Genomic DNA, 21004 nt, shown 5'->3' with positions numbered 1-21004 from the left:
AATGGATATATTGCAAAGTATAATACGTGTAGATCTGGATCAGCTTCCTTTTCTGCTCATTACGATTTTAATTGCTTTTACAGTACATGAATTCAGTCATGCTTATTTCGCCAATAAGTTCGGTGACCCTACCGCTAGATTATTAGGACGCATGACGCTTAACCCTGCTGTACACTTCGATTTTTTTGGTATTTTACTGCTGCTGGTTGCTGGTTTCGGGTGGGCGCGTCCGGTTCCTGTAAACCGCGATAACTTTAGCCGCCCCCGTCTGATGGGAGTCATTGTGTCTGCTGCGGGCCCAATCAGTAACCTGTTACTAGGGATTATTGGTGCTTTAATATATGGGGTGCTTGCGGCAACTGGTGTATTAGAGTCGATCTCCAATGACCGCGTATTAGAGGCAGTGTATTTGTTCTTTGGCACCTTTATTCAATGGAACTTCTTTCTATTCTTATTCAATCTGATTCCATTGCCTCCGCTGGATGGCTACCGGATTGTGGAGGATATTGCCCCTCGCTCTATTCGGGGCAAATTACAGCAATTTGAGCAATGGGCTGTATTTATCTTTTTATTAATTCTGTTTATTCCAGGGTTACGAACCTATACCATTGATCCTCTTGGCCACTGGGCTAGTGAAATGTCGAGAACATTTGTGCAGCTATTCCTAAGAATGTTTGGCAGCTAAGGTAGGGACTGAAGTCTGGTCAACCCTGCTTAAACATTGTATTATGTAATTTGTTGAAAAATAGGATAGTTAAATTTCGCCTGATCCATAGTTATATTTCTCTAAGAAACGGGTGACGTCTTAATTAAGGCGTCTTTACCGTTTCTTCTTACTGAATTCATGAACAGGATGATGAAGAGATGCAGCGATATTTTGTTACACCGGAGCAGTTTGGTACGGATAACGTTAGAATTGACGGAGAAGATGCAAGGCATATTGCCAAAGTGATGCGCGGTAAGGCTGGGGACAAGCTTATTGTCAGCGATGGCGTCTCCCGTGAAGCGTTAGTGGAGATTGCTCAGATCGAAATTGGGGAAGTGACAGTGAATATCTTGGAAACCCTGGAGATGACGCATGAACCGCGGATAAAAATCACAGTGGCTCAGAGCTTACCCAAGGCTGATAAGATGGAAATTATCATTCAAAAGTGTACAGAAATTGGAGCCGTTGGTTTTATTCCTTTTCTGTCGGAGCGCACGATTGTACAGTACGATGAACGCAAGGAAAGTAAGCGGCTGGACCGCTGGCGTAAAATTTGTAAAGAAGCTGCCGAGCAGGCACACCGGAACATCGTTCCGGCTGTAGGCTCACCGTTATCCTGGAAGCAGCTGCTCCAGACTTTTAGTGAGTATGATGCAATTTATTTTTGTTATGAAAAAGAAGAAGGCTTGCAGCTTCGCAGCAGTGTTGCCCCTTGGTTATCCTCGCTTTCACCGCAGGCTGGTGGGAAGGTATTGATTGTGGTAGGTCCTGAAGGGGGCTTTACACCAGAGGAATGCCAAAAGGCAGAAGAAGCTGGTGCGGTTTCCGTAGGACTAGGACGGCGTATTCTGCGCTGTGAGACAGCGGGCATGGTTGCCGCTGCTTGTATTTTATATGAATCTGGAGAAATGGGAGGAGCTTAAGAGATGCCATCCGTAGCATTTTATACTTTAGGTTGTAAAGTGAATTTTTATGACACCGAAGCCATCTGGCAGCTATTCAAAAATGAAGGTTACGAGCAGGTCGATTTCGAGGGACCTGCCGATGTATATCTGATTAATACTTGTACTGTAACTAATACAGGTGACAAAAAAAGCCGTCAAATGATTCGTCGTGCCGTTCGCCGCAATCCGGAGGCTATCGTGGCGGTTACTGGCTGCTATGCACAGACCTCTCCTGGTGAGATTCTTGATATTCCTGGTGTCGATCTTGTTATTGGTAACCAGGACCGCGATCAGATCATGACGCATGTGAAGAACATTGAAGCCTCACGTCAGCCGGTCAACGCTGTTCGTAATATTATGAAGACACGTGAATTCGAAGAGATGGATGTACCTGGCTTTGCGGATCGGACGCGTGCTTTTATGAAGATTCAGGATGGCTGCAACAACTTCTGCACATTCTGCATCATTCCATGGTCACGTGGACTTTCCCGCAGCCGTGATCCCAAAAGCATCGTAACCCAGGCGCATCAATTAGTAGAAGCAGGGTATAAAGAATTTGTTCTCACGGGTATTCATACCGGTGGTTACGGTGATGATCTTGATAATTACCGTCTAGCCGATTTGCTGTGGGATCTAGATAAGGTGGATGGACTGGAGCGGGTACGTATCAGTTCTATCGAAGCCAGCCAGATCGATGAGAAGCTGCTGGAGGTGCTGAACCGTTCCTCTAAAATGTGCCGTCATCTGCATATCCCGCTGCAAGCCGGACATAATGATGTGCTGAAAGCAATGCGCCGTAAATATACGACAGAAGAATATTACGCCAAAATGCAGCTGATCCGTCAGGCGATGCCAGATGTCGGGATTACTACGGATGTTATCGTTGGATTCCCGGGGGAGACCGATGAAATGTTCCGTGCCGGCTACGACTTCATGAAAGCTATTAATTACTCCGAGATGCACGTATTCCCTTACTCCAAGCGGACGGGCACTCCAGCAGCGCGGATGGAGAATCAGATCGACGAAGAAATCAAAAATGTACGCGTGCAGGAACTGATTGATCTTTCAGAAGAAATGCAAATAGCCTATGCTCGCAAATTTGTAGGTCAGACATTAAGTGTTATTCCGGAAAGAGCCGCAAAAGGGGCTCCGGGGCGCAATATCCAGCATGGATTTAGCGACAACTATTTGCAGGTGTTCTTCGATGGTGAAGATTCACTCCAAGGAGAACTTTGTCAGGTGAAGATAACGGAAGCTGGCGTGAACGAATGCCGCGGTGAGTTGATCGGGGTTAGTCAGACTGGGCTTCAGCAGGCTGTTCGTTAAGCAATAAATATCCGTTAAATAGATATTAGTAAAAAGACAACAGAGCAGCCATTTTTCCGTTAGTGGGGAAGGGCTGCTCTGTTTTTTAGTTGCTGCTGCCTAGACCACCAATTCATAACAATCTCCTGATGCTTTCGGACCCAGATGGCGTTATTTGCAATTTTTTTGCCTTTTATGCTTAGTTTCGGACTCCAGTGCAGCTATTCCTCAGAAAGTGGTTCATAATAGGTGTTTTTCATGGCAATAGCGACTATGGGGTCCGTTAGTGTTCCAAAAGTGGGATAAAGCTGTGAATAAGGTCAACTGGGTCCGATAGCGACTTCATACGCGTAGAAGTGGATCAAAAAAACATCCGTAGGATCATGATTGAAACAATCCCCGCCAGTACAGTGCCTAGCAAGCTCCGGGTTTTTATCGCAACCAAAAAAGTAGGCAATGCCGCAAAAAGCTCAATGTTATTAGCTAAAGACGAAAATTTTCCATCATTCAAAAATATCTCCTGACCTATTAATGCCGCCATAACAGAGATAGGAACATAATTTAACCAGCGCATTCCCCATTCTGGCAATTCAAACCGGCTAAGGATCATAAGCGGAACCACCCTGGGAATAAAGGTCACAAAAGCTGCTCCTAGAATGATCAGAAATACATCCCATCTCACTTCCATTTTTCAAACACCATCCCTATCGTTGACGCAATAACTGTAGCGATAATCACTCCAACACTACTGGAGAATAGGAAAGAGCTTCCTACTGCTATGATTACGGCAAGGATTGCGACAACCAAATCTAGTTTGATTTTATTACGGTCAATCATGGAAATTACAAGAATGCCAATAAACATCGCAGGTAAGGCAAACTGCAAACCGAATTGATCAGGGTCTGAGATCCACTGGGCTAAAAAAGCTCCCGCTACATTCGCAAGAAACCAATTTAAATATGCTGTGAGATTTAGACCGTGCATCCATTTTTCACTGATTTGCTGCTTATTCAAAGCTTGATTGATGGCAACTCCAAAGGTCTCATCAGTCAATAAAGAACCAACCAGCATATTTCTCAGTGGGGAAAGATGGCGGAAATAAGGAGAAAGAGCTGCACTAAGCAAAATATGGCGAAGATTCACGATAAATATCGTAATGATAATGGCCGCAGGCGAGCTGCTAACGGCTATCATTCCAGCAGCTATAAACTGAGCTGAGCCCGCGTAAAGAATCAAGCTGATTAAGGCAATCTCAGCAATGCTGAGTCCGGCTGTCTTTTGAACAACGCCTGCCGCAAGTCCGATGCTTAAGTAGCCTAGTAGTGTGGGAATACAATCTTTTACCCCTTTAAGGAAGCTATCTTCCTGTTTAGGAGACGGGATTGCTTCTAGTTGGACGTTCTCTGCACTCATCGTAGCCCCCTTGTTTCAAGAAAGAATTTAGTAGTTAGCATATTACTTCCTAATATTTTGATCAACCTTTACCGTATTATCTAGTCTGAAAGTCCCGAATTTCGCTTTATAGAGCCAGGGGGTAAACACTTAGGGTACAATTGTCGATATAAGTAAAAGAGTGTGGGGATAAACCACCGAACGACATTATAGCCTAAGGGAGAGAACAAATGACTGTGTACAGGAAAATGACGAAAATGCTCCTCATCATGATATTGTTAGCTACTGCGGTTTTTCCGGTAAGTGTCTTTGCAGCGACCGGCGATATCAACTCGATTGAATTCGAAAGCTCAGCTAAAGTAGAGCTTACGGTTGGACAAACGCCAAAGCAACTTAAGGTATATGCGAATGTGGAAGGGTCCTCATCTAAAAGAGATGTGACAGGTGCAGTGGTATGGAATTCTTCTAACACAAACGCTGTAAAGGTAGTAAATGGCCTGCTGACTCCGATAGACAGTGGAAAAGCTATTATTACAGCGACTTATAATCATGCACTTGCTACCATTGAAGTTGAGGTAGCACATCCTGTTAAAGAACTGAAGCTCGAATATAGTTCTGAAGGGAACTACAAATTGGGTGATGATGAGGATAAACTGCTGGTCAAAGCCAATGCGATTGGTGGAGAAACAGCGACTTCTGCTAAGGATGTAACGGCTGATACTACTTGGAGCAGCTCCAACACAAGCGTATTGACCATTGCAGAAGGTAAGATCACTTTGGCTGGTGAAGGTACAGCAACGATCACTGCCAAATACAAGACCTTAACAGCAACCTTTAAGGCTGTAGTGAAATTGCCTTATTCTGAAATTGAGCTTAAACATGACGACAAAATCGTTAAAGAACTAGAGATGCTAGTTGGAGATGCACCTTTGAAATTGGTTGCAGAGACTAAAGAAACTACAAAATCCAGCGCAAATGATATTTCAGCGAAAGCGGAATGGTCCTCTTCTAGTGCTAGTGTAGCTACAGTAGACAAAGGCGAGATCAAAGTGTTGTCTGCTGGTAAAGCTGTAATTACAGTATCCTATCTGGGGATTACACAAACTGTAGACGTATATGTACGTGCTCCTTATGAAGCGCTACTACTTACTCCTACAGGAGATCAATTCCTGTTTATGGGTGAAACCCTGAACGTTAAGGCTGAGGTTCGCGATGCTGCGAATTCTACTCCGAATATTTCGGGCAGCGCAGTATGGACTTCGGATAACCAATTGGCGGCAACCGTTACGCCTGGTAGCGATACCGCGGCAGTGACTGCTAAAGCAGTGGGAACTTCGGTTATTAAAGCAGAGTACAGAGGAATTAATAAAAGCTTTAAGCTGACAGTTTATCCTACGATTACAGAACTGGAAGCCGACAAGACGGAACTGGAGCTTTACACAGATGACACCGTAAGCCTTCCAAAAGTAAACGGTACAAAGCTTGACGGAACAAAGCTAGATCTTAGCAGTGATATCGAGTGGACCTCTGCGGATGATGAGATTGCCACCATTAAAGACGGTAAAATTGTAGCTGAATCGGCAGGTATTGTGAAGGTTATCGGTAAAATAAAATCAGAAAACCCAACGACTTCAAAAACAGCTGTAAGAGAAAAAAGTGTTGAAGTAAAGGTTACAGTGAAAGATAAAGTCCTTGTCTTGCTTGGACCAGAAGAAAATCTGGTGATTGTTACTGGTGAAGAGAAGGCTGTTCCTGAAGTGAAAGCTGTGATGGAAAACGGCAGTGAACTTGATGCTACTGGAACTATGGAATGGGAGCTTACCGGTACGAATGCGATTATCAAGACAACAACTTCCGGTAAGGTAATCAAAGGACTGGTGAAGGGTTCTGCTACTTTAAAGGGAACTTACGCTAATAAAACCATCAGTATCCCAGTTACCATTGAACAAAAGGTTACTAAGCTTGTTGTAGAACCTACTGCTATCGAAATGAACATTAAAGGCTCTAAAGCGATAAAGGTAACGGCTTATTATTCTAATGGTAAAACGGGGAATGTCTCCAGCAGTATGAATTGGCAGTCCTCGAATGAGGCGGTTGCTACGGTTAAAGCTACATCCGTTAAAGCAGTAACAGAAGGTACTGCTACGCTGACAGGATCTTACCAAGGGATTGCTGCTAGTGTCAAAATTACTGTAGTTCCTAAACTGACAAAGCTAACCGTTAATGAAAGCAGACTGAAAATGGCTCCGGGAGCCGTTCAGAATGTAGTCGTGACTGCACAGTATGATACTGGTAAGACTGCTGTTGTTACTGGAAGTGCGGTATGGACCAGCTCCAAGCCTTCTGTAGCGAGAGTATCTGCTAGCGGTCAGATTGTAGCTGTGAGTAAAGGAACGACATCCATTAAAGGAAAGCTAGGCGGCAAGACAGTTACAGTATCAGTGACAGTGAAGTAATAGAAAATAGGATCTGAATAATCAACTATGAATCTGCAAAGCCAACATTATGTTGCTTTGCAGATTTTTTTATTTGGATTCTATAGTAATTCCGACTATTCCGATGTATAATCACATAAAACATAATAGATGCGTTGGGGGAGATGAGAACATGGCAAAACAAAAGGTGTTGTCGATCAAGACGATTGTAGCGATTGGTATTGGTTCTGCTTTATTCGTTATATTGGGGAGATTCGGCTCGATTCCTTCGGGTATTCCAAACACTAACATCGAGACTACATACGCATTACTGGCATTGTTCTCCCTATTGTACGGTCCGTTTGCCGGATTATTTATAGGCCTGATCGGGCATACCCTGAAGGATACGATATCTTATGGATCGCCATGGTTCAGTTGGGTCATATCATCTGGCATTGTAGGGCTGGTTATTGGCTTGTTAGTAGCTAGAATCGCTATTCATGACGGGGAATTCGGACGAAAGGAAATAATACGCTTTAATCTGGCTCAGATTGCAGCGAATGCTGTAGCATGGTTCCTTGTAGCCCCGGTGTTGGATATTCTGATCTATGCAGAACCCGTAAATAAAGTATTTACGCAAGGACTGACCGCAGGTGCATTAAATATAGCTTCGGTGGCAGTGATCGGATCTTTACTAGCCATTGCGTATGCTAAGACAAGAACGAAACAGGGCAGCTTAACTAGAGAAGCTTGAGTGGAATACAAATCCAAGCTAAAAAAGCCGGTGGAAATCACCGGCTTTTTTCTCTTCACATTAACCCAGAGGAAGGTCTCGGATGAAAAAAGTAATGATTGAATTTAAGGATTTCAGCTTTCAATATCGGGCGCAGCAGGAACCCACACTGCAGGGGATCAACTTAACGAATGTTGAAGGGGAAAAGGTGCTTATCGTGGGGCCTTCAGGTTCTGGGAAAAGTACACTTGCTCATTGTATTAATGGTCTCATTCCTTTTGCTTACAGTGGGGAAATATCAGGTTCATTACGGATTATGGGCCAGGAGCAGAAGGATCTGAGTATTGCAGAGCTGTCCAATCAGGTGGGTACTGTATTGCAGGACCCGGATGGACAATTTGTAGGATTAACGGTTGGTGAGGATATCGCCTTCAGTCTAGAGAACCATGTGGTTCAGCAGACAGAAATGAAGAGTAAAGTGGCGGCTGCCGCAAGAGCGGTGGATATCCACGAATTTCTGGCTTCTTCTCCTCAAGAGTTATCGGGTGGACAAAAGCAAAAAACGACCTTGGCAGGTGTTCTGGTAGGTGATGTGGACATCCTGCTCTTTGATGAACCGCTGGCAAGCTTAGATCCTTATACCGGTATAAAAGCGATTGAGCTTATTGATCGAGTGCATAAAGAGACAGGTAAAACCGTTATTATGATCGAGCATCGTCTTGAAGAGGTGCTGCATCGGGCAGTGGATCGTATTATTGTGATCCATGAAGGATGTATTGTGGCGGATATGCCGGCTGCAGAACTGTTGAGCACAACCCTACTTTCAGAAGTTGGCATTCGGGAACCTCTCTATTTAACGGCTTTAAAGTATGCCGGATGTTCGATTACAGAAAATATGAATCCGCAGCATATGAACGATATACAGTTGGAGGCGTGTTCTAATAAACTTAAGATCTGGTATGAGTGCAATCAGGCACGGCAGGATAAGCTGGATAGCCCACCCATCCTCGAGCTTAGCGATATTTCTTTTGGATACGAAAAAAATCAGCAGGTGCTAGATAAGCTCAATCTCTGTGTTCATAAAGGAGAGATGGTCTGTATAGCGGGGCGAAATGGAGCTGGAAAATCTACAGTTTCCAAGCTTATTTGTGGCTTCTATAAACCTACTTTCGGATCAATACGGATGCATGGGCGCGATATTGCTCAGGACACGATTAAGGAGCGGGCAGAGCGGATCGGTTTTGTCATGCAAAATCCCAATCATATGATTTCTAAGACACTTTTATATGACGAGGTCGCTCTAGGACTTAGACTCCGAGGTTGCTCTGAGGAGCTAGTTCGTGAACGTGTCCATCAACTCTTGAAGGTGTGCGGACTTTATGTTTTTCGCAGCTGGCCTATCTCGGCGCTTAGTTATGGCCAGAAGAAACGGGTCACGATTGCCGCCATTCTGGTACTGGAGCCGGAAGTGATCATTTTGGATGAGCCGACTGCTGCTCAGGATTACAGGCATTATAACGAAATGATGGAATTTCTCTTGATGCTGCGGGGGCAGGGGATGACGGTCATTATGATCACGCATGATATGCACTTGATGCTGGAATATGCCGATAGAGCTATAGTGTTAGCTGATGGCGTGAAGCTTGCGGATGATAGCCCTGAGAGAATATTAACGAATACTGATGTGGTAAAAAAAGCGAACTTGAAAGAAACCTCGCTTTTTGCCCTAGCTGTAAAAGCTGAACTGAAACAACCTGAGGAGTTCGTTAGAAGGTTCATTGCGTATGATAGGAGGAGCCGAGGCGGATGAAGGCCAAAATGTTAACATTTACGAAGCAGGATTCACCTATTCACCGTCTTACCGGCGCTACTAAGTTGATTTTATTTGTAGTGTGGTCTGTGACGGGGATGATTACATATGATACAAGATGTCTAATTGTGATGCTGTTATTTAGTTTGCTTGCCTTTAGAATTTCCAAAGTCCAATTTCAGGATTATGCTTTCGTATTATATTTCATCTTGATTTTCTTTTTGCTTAATCATATAGCTATCTTTATCTTTTCTCCTTTGGAGGGCGTACGTGTTTACGGTACACGTCATGATATTATGCACATTGCAGGCCGGTATACGTTAACTTGGGAGCAGCTATTCTATCAATTCAATATTGCCCTCAAATATGCAGTGGTCATTCCAATGGCACTATTGTTTCTTCTAACGACCCATCCCAGTGAATTTGCAGCATCCTTAAACAGAGTTGGAGTGAACTATAAAATTGCATATTCTGTATCGCTGGCTCTGCGGTACATTCCGGATATTCAACGAGATTATGAGAATATATCGTTTTCTGCTCAAGCAAGGGGAATAGATCTTTCCAGAAAAGAAAAGCTGCCTAAGCGGCTAAAAAATATCATTTCGATTCTGATGCCCCTAATTTTGACTAGTATCGAGCGAATTGAAAATATCAGTACCGCTATGGAGCTGCGCGGCTTTGGCACTGAGACAAAACGAACTTGGTATAGCAGTCGCCCGTTCACGAGAGACGATTATTTTGCATTGGCTTTGTTTGCGCTGATTGGAATTTTCTCGACGGTGATCACTTTTTACGACGGTTCGCGGTTTTATAATATTTTCGATTGAAGTATAATAGTACAGTTGTGGAAAGCTGGGGTATAAAAAAACGGTACCTTTAAGCTAAGACTGAAGACGTTTTTCCAGTTTTGTCCATATAGGCAGGTAACATAATGGCAGTGCTAGAAGTGAGCAGACTACGTTGAAAATGGTCTGGGCGTGGGCGATTTGTGAAGCAGGGCCTCCACCAATCCATGCTGCACTTGCTTGTAGCAGCCCGATCATGGGCAAGAATAGTAGTGCACCGCCTACATTAAGCGCAACATGGGACCAAGCGACGAAGACGCCGGATGGCGTGCCGCCGATGGAAGCGATGACCGCTGTGACACAGGTGCCTACGTTGGCGCCCAGCACAATGGCTATACCTAGCTCAGGCGGCATGGCACCCGAGGCGGCAATGCTCATAGCCATAGCTATGACAGCAGCGCTGCTATGGAGCAGGGCTGTTAGGCACGCTCCAGCGGCGAGCCCCCATAGGGCACTTGTAGCGGCATGGTTTAGGAACCAGAGGAATAAGCCACTTTCCTGAAGTGTTCCGCCGATAGACTGCATGACAGCGATCCCCCATAGGACGAGGGCGAAGCCTGATACAGCCAGACTGATAAATTGCAGTGGCGGGGATATTTTGTGGCAGAGCTCTGCCACTCGCGATGTAGGCGGCAGTTCGCCTGCAATAACTGCCGCTGCCCACAGACTGAGCGAGGCTGCCAGCAAGGGCGTGGCCATGGTATTGATCTGAAGTCCGATCAATTCTGTAGTTAATGTGGTGCCGATGTTGCTGCCCAAGATAATGCCAAGTGTGCGGGCATAGGTGAGCAGGCCGGCATTGACCATGCCGATAGTCAACACCGTTACAGCAGTACTGCTCTGGAGTAAGGCGGACAACAGGCTGCTGGCAATCATTCCTTTAATAGGTGTTGAGGTAGCTCTATTTAGACTTGTAGTTAATAGAGGGCCTGCTAGCTTGGACAACGCCGTTTCCATCAGCTTCATGCCGGCTAGAAAGATAACAAGACCATATATGATAGGGAACAGCAAATCACTGAACATAGGGCATACTCCTTTGGACGAGGGTTGTACACCAATATATGAATGTATTGCATGGGACATGTATAAAAACATTTTTAGAAAAACAGGGAGTTGAAGTCATTGCCATCGGTTATTTTAGAACGCAATCGCAAAAAAAGACTGGAACAGGGCCATCCATGGGTCTATGCAGGTGAAGTCGCATCGGTAGAAGGAAATCCGGAAGCGGGGGGATTAGTAGATGTCCTTAATCATCAGGGCCGATTTTTGGCCGTGGGATATTACAATCCAGCGTCACAGATTCGGGTAAGAATTGTATCACAGGGACCCCTTGCGATCATGGACACAGCCTTTTTTGCAGAACGGTTTGCGAATTGTCAGCAACACAGAAATCGGTTCCTTCCGGGTGCGGATGCTTATCGCTTAGTTTATGGTGAAGCGGACTTTTTGCCGGGGCTTATTGTAGATCGATTCGGAGATATTTTGGTTGTGCAGCTGCTTACGCTCGGAATGGACAAGCGGCGTGCAGAAATCGTCGAAGCATTGGTGCAGGTTATGGCACCGCGCGGAATCTATGAGCGCAGTGATGTTAGTGTGCGCGAGCTTGAAGGTATGGAGCAGACAACGGGTTTGCTGTATGGGGAGTGTCCACGGCATGTAACTGTGAGTGAGAATGGCCTGAAGCTGGTCGTTGATATTGAAGAAGGCCAGAAGACTGGCTACTTCTTTGACCAACGTGAGAATAGAGCTTCTATTGCTCCGCTCATGAAAGGTTGGGGGGGACGAAGCGGCATTACGCTGCAGGAAATCGAAACTGAGGAGGGTTCGCTACAGACCTTGCCAGTTAATAAGAGCGGTAAACATGTAACGTTCCCTTATTGGGACGGTGCGACAGTGCTGGAATGCTTCTCACATACGGGCAGCTTCACGCTGCATGCCTGCAAGTATGGCGCGAAAAAAGTAACCTGCCTCGATGTTTCAGCGCATGCCATTGAGAGTGCCAAAGTGAATGTGGAGCTGAACGGCTTTAGCGATCGTGTTGAATTCGTAGTGGATGATGCTTTTGCATATTTACGGAATCAGGTTAAAGGACTAGAGGAACGTTCTGAACGGGCGACAGTTGCAAGTGGAACAGAGGCAGCAGCAGCAGCTGCAAATCCTAAATCCGGAGGCAAAACAGCCAAAACCGACACATCCAAGCCGATGACAGCAGGTGGAGGAAGAACTTGGGATGTAGTCATCCTGGACCCTCCGGCGTTTGCCAAAACCAAAAGTGCAGTAGCTGGCGCTTGCCGTGGTTACAAGGATATCAATCTGCACGGGATGAAGCTGGTGAACGAAGGCGGCTATTTGGTTACCGCAAGCTGTTCTTACCATATGCAGCCAGATCTGTTCCTCGAAACGATTGCCGATGCAGCTAAAGATGCTGGCAAGGTGTTGAGACTTGTGGAATGGCGGGCCGCAGGCAAAGACCACCCACAAATACTTGGCGTTAATGAAGGACACTATCTGAAGTTTGCGATTTTTGAAGTGCGGAGTAAAAAATAAGCCTGAAGGTCAAAAAGGTTTACAGTGCCAAGTAACAAATAGGATAAAAGGGCTGGACGTAGGGTGGCCGTGAGTCGACTGTAAGGCAAGTAGTTGCCAACGGACTCAGATGACTCTATTTAGCGTAAACAGCCTATTATTGAATTCTTACGGACCCCAAAGGCGCTATTGCTCTTAAAACACCCGTAATGCAACACATTTTCGAAGAATAGCGTCAATGGGGTCCGAAAAGTTGCCAAAACAGCACTGAATCCACGAATAACGGCTCCTGGGTCCGTAAGTAATTAATGAAACAAGCCTAGCCGAAAATGTGCAATTTGAACGCCGAATGCCGAATGCCGAATGACGAACGCTGGATGCTGGACGCTGGATGCTGGACGCTGAACGTTGAGCACTGAACACCGAACACCGAACACCGAACAGTCTAACATTGACCCTATGCTCCGACATTGGCAGCTCTAATCTAACGTTGCACATCTGGCATTAAAAACAAACTAAATACTCTAAAAAGCAAGCCGCCAAAATCCGGAGGTTTGCTTTTTTATATTTGTACTCGTAGTTGTTTATCCTTTGTAAAACATTAGAAAATACTAGCAAACACATGTTCCGATTAGTGTGGTTATGATATACTGAAGGGACGAGGAATCACTGAACTTTTTTAATTGGAGTGTAATCAATAGGTGGATATTTCACCTTGTAATTTATATATTTTCTCCGCTACGGAAGGAGTCTATCATTTATGTCGGTAACCTTTTTACTAGGCCGCTCGGGCAGTGGCAAGACAACAAAAATATGGGAATCTATCTCTTCTTCCTTAGAGAAGGAACCGCTTGGTGCGCCGATTATTATTCTTGTGCCAGAGCAAGGTTCTTTTGGAGCAGAACGGGGGCTTTTGACCGTAGGGAATGTGAAGGGAAGCCTTCGGGCGCAGACACTGAGTTTTTCGCGGCTTGCCTATCGTGTGAAGCAGGAAACTGGTGGCAGTGCAAGTCTGCCAATCAGTGATGAAGGTAAGAAAATGTTAATTTACAAAATCATCAGTCGTCGCAAAGAGGAACTGAAATTGTTCGGTGCCTCAGCAGACAGACCGGGTTTTGTGGAACGTCTGAACCAACTGCACACGGAGATGAAGCGTTGCTGTTTGGGTTCCACTGATTTAGAAGAGCAGTTGTCCGCTATGCGAGGAGCTATTGCAAGAAGTCCTATTCTTGAGGGTAAGCTGGATGATTTGCAGCTGGTATTCAGCGATTTAGAGAAGGAAATGTCACGTCTCTATATCGATGAAGAGGATCGTTTAGCAGAACTGGCTGAGCATATTCCTGATTCCTCCTACATTCGCGGGGCGGAGATTTGGGTAGATGGATTCCATGGATTTACTCCGCAGGAATTCGTAGTGCTTCGAGAATTGATGCAGCAAGCTTCGAAGCTGACCGTTTCGCTTACAATTGATCGTCCTTACCCATATGGAGATCAGTTGAATGAGCTTGAATTGTTTCACCCCACTGCGGTTACTTACATTAAACTGCGTGGAATAGCTGAAGAGCTGGGCATTGATGTGTGGGACGAGCTGCTGGAGCCAACGGTTCTTCCGCGTTTTGAAGAAAGTCCAGTACTTGCTCACCTTGAACGGGGATATGATCGCCGGAAGGCCTGGATAGGTGCGGATGAACTGGCAAGAGAGGCTATATCCATAGGCGCCGCAGTTTCGCACAGAGCAGAGGTTGAGGGAGCACTGCGCGAAATGACTAGACTGGCGCGTGATGAAGGTGCAAAATATGGCGAAATGGCTGTATTGATGCGCAATATTGGCGATTACGAGCAGCTGATCCAACCGTTGTTCCAAGATTACGGAGTGCCATTTTTTCTGGACCAGAAGGTAAATGAGCTGCATCATCCGCTAGTGGAATTTATACGTTCCGCGCTGGATGTAGTGCGTCGTCGCTGGCGTTACGAGGATGTATTCCGTTGCGTAAAGACGGAGCTTTTGCTTCCGCTAGACGGTAGTATTACACGTGAGGATATGGATGCTTTAGAAAACTATGTGCTGGCTTGTGGGATTCAAGGGTATCGCTGGACGGATGGCCGCTCATGGAAAGGTATTCCTAGCTTGTCGCTGGAAGGCGGCAGACAGATGGATGATGAACTGCTTGCTACTATGGAACGATGCCGTGCTAGTATAACAGGACCATTATTTGCTTTTGAGAAACGAATCCAGAAAAGCCGTAGCGGCCTTGAACTATGTACGGCAATGTACAAGCTGCTTGAAGAGACGGATGTTGCACGAAAGCTGGAGAAACTCAGTGTTAAGTCTATGGAGAAGGGCCAACCCGAGAAGGCTAGGGAACATAGCCAGTTGTGGGGTGCGGTACTTGATCTGCTAGATCAGATAGTAGAAATGATGGGCAATGAAAGACTTGAGTTTGAAGTGTTCACCGGAGTTCTAGAGACAGGACTTGCTGAGCTTAAAATGGGACTAGTTCCGCCCGCACTGGATCAAGTATTGGTCGGCAATATGGATCGGACTCGCCCAACGGGGGTTAAATACGCTTTTTTGCTTGGATTTAATGAAGGTGTTGTGCCTGCGCAGTTTAAGGAAGATGGAATTCTCTCGGAAGGTGAACGCTCCGTACTAGAGAATGCTGGAATGGAGCTTGCTCCCGGCGCTTCTCGTAAACTGCTGGACGAGCGGTTTCTGATCTATAATGCGCTAACGACAGGAAGCCGAAAGCTCTGGATTAGCTACGCTACAGCAGATGATGAGGGCAAAGCTCTCCTTCCCTCTGAGGTTATCCGGCATTTGCATAGAATGTTCCCAAGGGTTCAAGAGCATAGCTTGTCAGCACTTCCCCCTGCGGGACTACCGGCAGAAGTCGGAAATTCTATTCATCTCGGTTTCATTGGTCAACCAGAACAGAGTCTTCGCGCATTGATTATGCAGCTGCGGCAGTGGCGCCAGGGGACAGAAATTCCGGAGCTATGGTGGGATGTGTATAACTGGTTTACTAAGAACGAAGATCGTAAATTTCAACTGGAACGTTTGCTAAGCTCACTGTTCTATCGTAATGAGGGAACGAAGCTAAAGCGTGGCACAAGCCTCAGATTGTATGGTGGCTCAACACTGCGGGGCAGTGTGTCCCGGATGGAGAAATTTGTTGCGTGCTCATTTTCCCATTTTGCGTCCTACGGACTAAGACTGAAGGAGCGTCAGCTATATAAGCTGCAAGCACCTGATATTGGACAGCTGTTCCATGCTGCGTTAAGTGATATGGCGATAAGACTGAAACAAGAGGGACGGGGCTGGGGCAGCTTGTCTCCGGATGAATGTCGGCGTGAGGCCAGTGAGACAGTAGAGCGGCTATCTCCGATGTTGCAGGGTGAAATCCTAATGAGCTCCAAACGTTACGGGTACATCTCCCGTAAACTTAAGAATATTGTTGGACGTGCTTCTGTGATTCTGGGCGAGCATGCCCGCCGGGGCAGCTTTGAGCCAGTAGGGCTGGAGCTGGACTTTGGACCGGATAAGGAGTTGCCGCCTTTAAGGATTACGCTGCCAAATGGCTGCGTGATGGAGGTTGTTGGCCGGATTGACCGTGTAGATATGGCCCGTGGAGAGAACGGAATTCTTCTGCGGGTAATTGATTATAAATCGAGCCAAAAGGATCTCAAGCTGCATGAGGTGTATTATGGATTATCGCTGCAAATGCTGACTTATTTGGATGTGCTGCTAACATATTCGGAGCAATGGCTGGGGCAGCCGGCACTTCCAGCCGGCACACTTTATTTCCATGTGCATGATCCGTTGTTGACCTCATCCAATGGGATGAACAAGGAACAGGCTGAGCAAGAGCTGTTGAAACGCTTCAAGATGAAAGGACTGCTTACAGCAGATCGTGAGGTTGTCTCCCTGATGGATACCACTTTAGACAAAGGGTATTCTTCTATCGTGCCTGTAGCAGTAAAAGCTGACGGCAGCTTTTATAGCAGTGCTTCAGTAGCTACACCAGAGCAGTGGGGTCATCTATTATCCTCCGTTAGAGGGACAATCTCGGATATCGGGACACGGATTACAGAAGGTGATGTGGCGATTGAGCCGTACCGAATTGGGCAGGAGACCGCCTGCACATTCTGTTCCTTTAGACCTGTCTGCCAGTTCGATGAAGCTGTGGAAGGCAACAGCTATAACAATCTGGGTAAGCCAGGGAAGGACGTTATATGGGATCTGCTGTCCCGCAAAGGAGGAACTACACCTTGAGTATGAAGGTTGAAATAGAAGCGAAACCGGAAGGAAGTATATGGAGTGATGACCAGTGGCGCGCCATTGCGGAGAGCGGTGATGACATCCTCGTTGCTGCGGCAGCAGGTTCCGGTAAGACGGCGGTGCTGGTAGAACGGATTATTCGAAAAATCAGTAAGGAAGAGAACGGCCTCAGTGTAGACAGGCTATTAGTAGCTACGTTTACCAAAGCTGCGGCTGCCGAAATGCGGCAGCGGATCAGGGAAGCCCTTGATCGGGAGCTGGAGGAGAATGGGGAGAACGACCATTTGCGCCGTCAGCTATCCCTGCTGGGCAAAGCTTCGATTACAACGTTGCACTCCTTCTGTCTGGAAGTGATCCGGCGTTATTATCAAATGATTCCGATTGATCCGGGTTTTCGCATATTAAATGAGCATGAAGCGGAGATGATGCGGCAGGAGCTGCTCGAAGAGTTGCTGGAGGAAAAGTACGGTGAAGCAGGTGCGGATGGCGAGGATAGTATATTTGTGCAGCTCGCTGATTGGTTCAGTGGTGAACGCAGTGATGATGCAGTGCATGCGCTCATACAGCGATTGCATGATTATGCCCGCAGCCATCCTTGGCCTGCGCAATGGCTCCGTGATACTGCAGCTGATTTCTCATTGCCAGACACCGAAAGTCTGGGTGGAACGCCATGGGTGCTGAGCATTCTTGAAGAAGCGAAGCTGACACTTGCGGGCGCAGCCAGTCAGCTGATTCAAGGCCGGGAGATTGCACTGCAGCCGGGCGGTCCGGCACCCTATGCTGAGAATTTAACCGCTGATCTTGAGATGGTAAATGCACTGCAGGATGCCGTAAACGAACGACCTTGGGCAGAATTATATGATATTTTCATGGAAGTATATTTTGGGAAATTAAAGGCTTGTAAGAAGGATTCGACAGATCCTGGACTGCAGGAGATGGTGAAGGAACTGCGCGACAGTGTGAAGAAGAGTATTTTAGATCTTCAGAAAGCATTGTTTGGCCGTCCGCCTGAGGTTTTTTTGAAAGAGCTGAACGAAGCGGCTCCACTGATGGCAGAGCTTGCAGAGACAGTGATAGCATTCGGTGAACGTTATAGAATTGAAAAAGCAGGAAGAGGTCTAGTCGACTTCAGTGATTTGGAGCATTATTGTCTGCAAATTCTACGCCATCCGGACTCTACGCCCGGTCATTCCCTGCCTTCTGATGCAGCTATGGAATACCGTGCTCAATTCGATGAGGTTCTGCTGGATGAGTATCAGGATACGAATAGTGTGCAAGAGGAGATTGTGCGGCTAATATCCCGTGAAACACCCGGTAACCGGTTTATGGTCGGAGATATGAAGCAAAGTATCTATCGATTCCGTCTGGCGGAGCCGGGGCTATTCCTGGATAAATACCGCAGCTTTGGCTCACACCAAATCGATGATCTATCTGAAATTACTAATGAATCATCTAGCGGTTCGGTCATCGATCTGGCCCGTAATTTTCGCAGTCGCATGGAGGTTGCAAATGCCGTCAATATGATCTTCCGGCAGATTATGAATGAGACGGTAGCGGAGATTAATTATGATGAACGCGCTGAGCTTGTTTACGGAGCGAATTTCCCAGGTGCAGCAGAGAAGGGGCCTGATATCTTTTTTGCACCGGAGTTATTATTGATTGATCGTGGTTCGGCAGCAGGGAAGTCAGAAGAGACCTCTGAAGACGGTGAGGCGCCACTTCAGGAGAGTGAAGCCATTGAGAGCGAGACGGCGCAGCTGGAAGCGCGGGCAATTGCCCGGCGTATTTCACAAATGACGGGGATGACCGGTGGATCGCCACTGCTTATCTACGATAAAGGACTCAAGATTATGCGCCCGGTTATTTACGGTGATATCGTGATCCTGCTTCGCTCGGCAAGAATCTGGACCCCTCTAATCATCGAAGAGCTTCGGATGGAAGGAATCCCTGCTTATGGTGATCTGAATAAAGGTTATTTTGAAGCTACAGAAGTGGAAATTGCACTTTCCCTCTTAAAAATAGTTGATAATCCTCAGCAGGACATTCCGCTGGCTGGCGTACTTCGTTCACCTGTGGTCGGATTAACGGAAGAAGAATTGGCTACGGTGCGTATGTGTAGTCAGGGTCCTTTTTTTCAAGCAGTACAGATGGCGGTGGATATGCAAGATGCAAAAGAGGCTGAAGAAGAGTATGACCTCTTCTCGGCTCATGTGATTGAATCCGCAAGCACCGTCGAAAATAATGTTTTACCTGATAAAGATCTGCCGCAGATCAGTCCAGAACTGAAGCGCAAGCTTAAACATTTCCTAGAACAGCTGGAAAGCTGGAGAAATGCGGCTAGACAAGGTAGTCTCAGTGAGCTGATCTGGCGTATCTATGGGGAGAGCGGCTATCTGGAATGGGTTGGAGGACTGCCTGGAGGCTCGCAGCGCCAGAACAATCTTAAAGCTTTGTATGATCGGGCTGTGCAATTTGAGAATGACACCGCAGCACGCGGATTGTTCCGTTTTCTGGTGTTCATTTCACGGCTTCGTGAGAATGGCGGAGATCTGGGTGTAGCTGGCGGTGGCGGTGAAGAAGGCAATGGCGTCAGAATCATGACCATCCATAAATCCAAAGGTCTGGAGTTCCCTGTTGTTTTTGTAGCCGGGATGGCAAAACAGTTCAATCGACAAGATTTGCATTCGCCATTTCTTATGCACAAAGAGCTTGGCTTTGGGCCACGTTTTGTGGAACGGGAAACGCGAGTTAGTTACCCAACACTTCCTTATCTGGCTATTAACCGGCGTACACGGCTTGAGTTATTAGCTGAGGAAATGCGTGTATTATATGTGGCGTTAACTCGTCCGAGAGATAAAATGATTCTAGTGGGCACCGTAAGAGATTTGCCACGCAAAATCGCTAGCTGGAGCAGCGTACAGAACCGGGATGAGCTGCTGCTTGCAGACCATCTGCTGGCCCGAGGGCGCAGCTATTTGGATTGGGTTGGACCGGCATTGATCCGGCACCCTGCTGCGGCGATTCTTCGTAAGCTGGGCGGTTCAGAAGGTACCGTCTCCACGGTGCTGCACAATGATGTGTCCAACTGGAGCATCAGTGTGCAAAATGCTTCCGAACTTAATTCTGGGGCGTTCCTGCCAACGGATCAGACTGAAGATAAGGTAGAGGAACGGCAAGCTGTACTCGAAGCACTGCATAAGGGTGAATCTGTAAATATATATGAAACAGAGACTAGCGATGAAATTGCTAGAAGACTGGAATGGAATTATCCGTATGCGGCAGCCTCAGGTATTCCGGCTAAAACTTCTGTTACGGAGTTAAAAGCGTTGTTGTCATTACAGGAGCAGCCCTCTTTTGATCTGCTGGAAGAAGGCAATTCTACAACCTCAATAGAAAACGATAAACGTCCAAGTGTTGCAGGTGCGGACAGTCTTCATTTGCGGCGTCCGAAATTTATGGAAAAACGCAGTCTGACCCCAGCGGAACGCGGGACAGCATACCATACAGTCATGCAGCATATTCCGCTGGAGGGTTCAGTTGATCCTATGGTTGTGGAAGAAACCTTAGCCCGACTTCAGAGAGTGGCTATTCTAACTGCTGAGCAGGTGGAGGCTGTAGCTCCCGATCAGATAGAAGCTTTTTATACTAATGAACTTGGACGTAGATTAATAGCTTCTTCTTGGAAGCTTAGAGAAATGCCATTCAGTTATATGGTTCCCGCAGGTGAGGCTTATCGAGGGCTCGATTATATGAATGAAGCCGTCTCGGAGCTTACCCCTGAGAACAATAAGGAAGGCTTTAGTGAGGCTGTGCTAATTCAAGGGGTCATTGACTGCCTGTTCCGAGAAGAGGACCGGATTATTCTGCTAGACTATAAGACGGACTCTGTATTAGAACATCAGGGCGGCCTAGAAGCACTTAAGGAAAAATATCGTTTTCAGCTAGAGTTATACAGCAAGGCATTACATGATATTTTGGGAGAACCGATCAGCGAGATTTGGCTGTACTTTTTTGACGGCGATCATGCTGTGAAATTATAAATTATTCATT

General features: G+C 46.5%; 13 protein-coding genes. 10 read left to right on the top strand and 3 right to left on the bottom strand.

Going from position 1 to position 21004, the window contains the following annotated elements; genetic code table 11:
* Window position 1 precedes the first annotated feature (1 nt).
* The 3 genes from NSS82_RS25380 to mtaB all read left to right on the top strand — a co-directional run bounded on the left by NSS82_RS25380 (window position 2) and on the right by mtaB (window position 2976).
* Window positions 2-685 carry a site-2 protease family protein gene (locus NSS82_RS25380; protein ID WP_036683904.1) on the top strand — a complete coding sequence of 228 codons (684 nt, stop codon included), beginning with the start codon at window positions 2-4 and terminating at the stop codon, window positions 683-685.
* Between the two features lie 179 nt (window positions 686-864).
* Window positions 865-1629 (top strand): RsmE family RNA methyltransferase, encoded by a 765-nt coding sequence (locus NSS82_RS25375; RefSeq protein ID WP_076103752.1) that lies wholly within the window; start codon window positions 865-867, stop codon window positions 1627-1629.
* A gap of 3 nt (window positions 1630-1632) precedes the next feature.
* Window positions 1633-2976, top strand: coding sequence for a tRNA (N(6)-L-threonylcarbamoyladenosine(37)-C(2))-methylthiotransferase MtaB (gene mtaB / locus NSS82_RS25370; protein WP_038572916.1), 1344 nt, complete (start codon window positions 1633-1635; stop codon window positions 2974-2976).
* Window positions 2977-3316: 340 nt separating this feature from the next.
* Here the strand turns inward: mtaB and NSS82_RS25365 are convergent, their stop codons facing one another.
* Entirely contained in the window at window positions 3317-3643 is a 327-nt protein-coding gene (locus NSS82_RS25365; RefSeq protein WP_036683900.1) for an AzlD domain-containing protein, read from the bottom strand.
* Window positions 3634-4368, bottom strand: a complete 735-nt coding sequence (locus tag NSS82_RS25360) for an AzlC family ABC transporter permease (RefSeq protein ID WP_036683898.1) — start codon at window positions 4366-4368, stop codon at window positions 3634-3636. Before NSS82_RS25360 ends, NSS82_RS25365 begins: the two co-directional genes overlap by 10 nt.
* 227 nt (window positions 4369-4595) lie before the next feature.
* Between NSS82_RS25360 and NSS82_RS25355 the strand changes: the two genes are divergently transcribed.
* The 4 genes from NSS82_RS25355 (at window position 4596) to NSS82_RS25340 (ending at window position 10131) form a co-directional block, all read left to right on the top strand.
* A complete protein-coding gene (locus NSS82_RS25355; protein WP_249267745.1) occupies window positions 4596-6803 on the top strand; it encodes an Ig-like domain-containing protein in 2208 nt (735 codons plus the stop codon).
* A 151-nt stretch (window positions 6804-6954) separates the two neighbouring features.
* Complete coding sequence (locus NSS82_RS25350; RefSeq protein WP_036683889.1) at window positions 6955-7515, top strand: ECF-type riboflavin transporter substrate-binding protein; 561 nt, start codon at window positions 6955-6957, stop codon at window positions 7513-7515.
* 82 nt (window positions 7516-7597) lie between these two features.
* Window positions 7598-9304, top strand: coding sequence for an ABC transporter ATP-binding protein (locus NSS82_RS25345; protein WP_076272669.1), 1707 nt, complete (start codon window positions 7598-7600; stop codon window positions 9302-9304).
* Entirely contained in the window at window positions 9301-10131 is an 831-nt protein-coding gene (locus NSS82_RS25340; protein WP_076272668.1) for an energy-coupling factor transporter transmembrane component T family protein, read from the top strand. The genes NSS82_RS25345 and NSS82_RS25340 overlap by 4 nt, the downstream gene beginning before the upstream one ends.
* 54 nt (window positions 10132-10185) lie before the next feature.
* On the opposite strand, the gene NSS82_RS25335 is transcribed toward NSS82_RS25340, so the two are convergent.
* The gene (locus tag NSS82_RS25335) at window positions 10186-11172 is read right to left on the bottom strand and encodes a Na/Pi cotransporter family protein (protein ID WP_038572907.1); all 987 of its coding nucleotides are present in this window, start codon (window positions 11170-11172) and stop codon (window positions 10186-10188) included.
* 99 nt (window positions 11173-11271) lie between these two features.
* Here NSS82_RS25335 and NSS82_RS25330 point away from each other — a divergent pair, with 99 nt between their 5' ends.
* The 3 genes from NSS82_RS25330 (at window position 11272) to addA (ending at window position 20994) form a co-directional block, all read left to right on the top strand.
* Window positions 11272-12696 (top strand): class I SAM-dependent rRNA methyltransferase, encoded by a 1425-nt coding sequence (locus NSS82_RS25330; RefSeq protein ID WP_076272667.1) that lies wholly within the window; start codon window positions 11272-11274, stop codon window positions 12694-12696.
* 739 nt (window positions 12697-13435) lie between these two features.
* Complete coding sequence (addB, locus tag NSS82_RS25325; RefSeq protein WP_076103755.1) at window positions 13436-16948, top strand: helicase-exonuclease AddAB subunit AddB; 3513 nt, start codon at window positions 13436-13438, stop codon at window positions 16946-16948.
* Between the two features lie 2 nt (window positions 16949-16950).
* On the top strand, window positions 16951-20994 hold the full coding sequence (addA, locus tag NSS82_RS25320; RefSeq protein ID WP_076272676.1) for a helicase-exonuclease AddAB subunit AddA: 4044 nt from the start codon (window positions 16951-16953) through the stop codon (window positions 20992-20994).
* Window positions 20995-21004: the final 10 nt, after the last annotated feature.

The organism is Paenibacillus sp. FSL H7-0735, assembly GCF_038008505.1.
Taxonomy (GTDB): Bacteria; Bacillota; Bacilli; order Paenibacillales; family Paenibacillaceae; genus Paenibacillus_AQ; species Paenibacillus_AQ odorifer.
Note: the sequence above shows the minus strand (reverse complement) of the source record. Positions and strands in the feature narration are given on the sequence as shown.

Coding starts and splice junctions, on each gene's coding strand:
- NSS82_RS25380 (WP_036683904.1), top strand. CDS start 2: ATGGATATATTGCAAAGTATAATACGTGTAGATCTGGATCAGCTTCCT.
- NSS82_RS25375 (WP_076103752.1), top strand. CDS start 865: ATGCAGCGATATTTTGTTACACCGGAGCAGTTTGGTACGGATAACGTT.
- mtaB (WP_038572916.1), top strand. CDS start 1,633: ATGCCATCCGTAGCATTTTATACTTTAGGTTGTAAAGTGAATTTTTAT.
- NSS82_RS25365 (WP_036683900.1), bottom strand. CDS start 3,643: ATGGAAGTGAGATGGGATGTATTTCTGATCATTCTAGGAGCAGCTTTT.
- NSS82_RS25360 (WP_036683898.1), bottom strand. CDS start 4,368: ATGAGTGCAGAGAACGTCCAACTAGAAGCAATCCCGTCTCCTAAACAG.
- NSS82_RS25355 (WP_249267745.1), top strand. CDS start 4,596: ATGACGAAAATGCTCCTCATCATGATATTGTTAGCTACTGCGGTTTTT.
- NSS82_RS25350 (WP_036683889.1), top strand. CDS start 6,955: ATGGCAAAACAAAAGGTGTTGTCGATCAAGACGATTGTAGCGATTGGT.
- NSS82_RS25345 (WP_076272669.1), top strand. CDS start 7,598: ATGAAAAAAGTAATGATTGAATTTAAGGATTTCAGCTTTCAATATCGG.
- NSS82_RS25340 (WP_076272668.1), top strand. CDS start 9,301: ATGAAGGCCAAAATGTTAACATTTACGAAGCAGGATTCACCTATTCAC.
- NSS82_RS25335 (WP_038572907.1), bottom strand. CDS start 11,172: ATGTTCAGTGATTTGCTGTTCCCTATCATATATGGTCTTGTTATCTTT.
- addB (WP_076103755.1), top strand. CDS start 13,436: ATGTCGGTAACCTTTTTACTAGGCCGCTCGGGCAGTGGCAAGACAACA.
- addA (WP_076272676.1), top strand. CDS start 16,951: ATGAAGGTTGAAATAGAAGCGAAACCGGAAGGAAGTATATGGAGTGAT.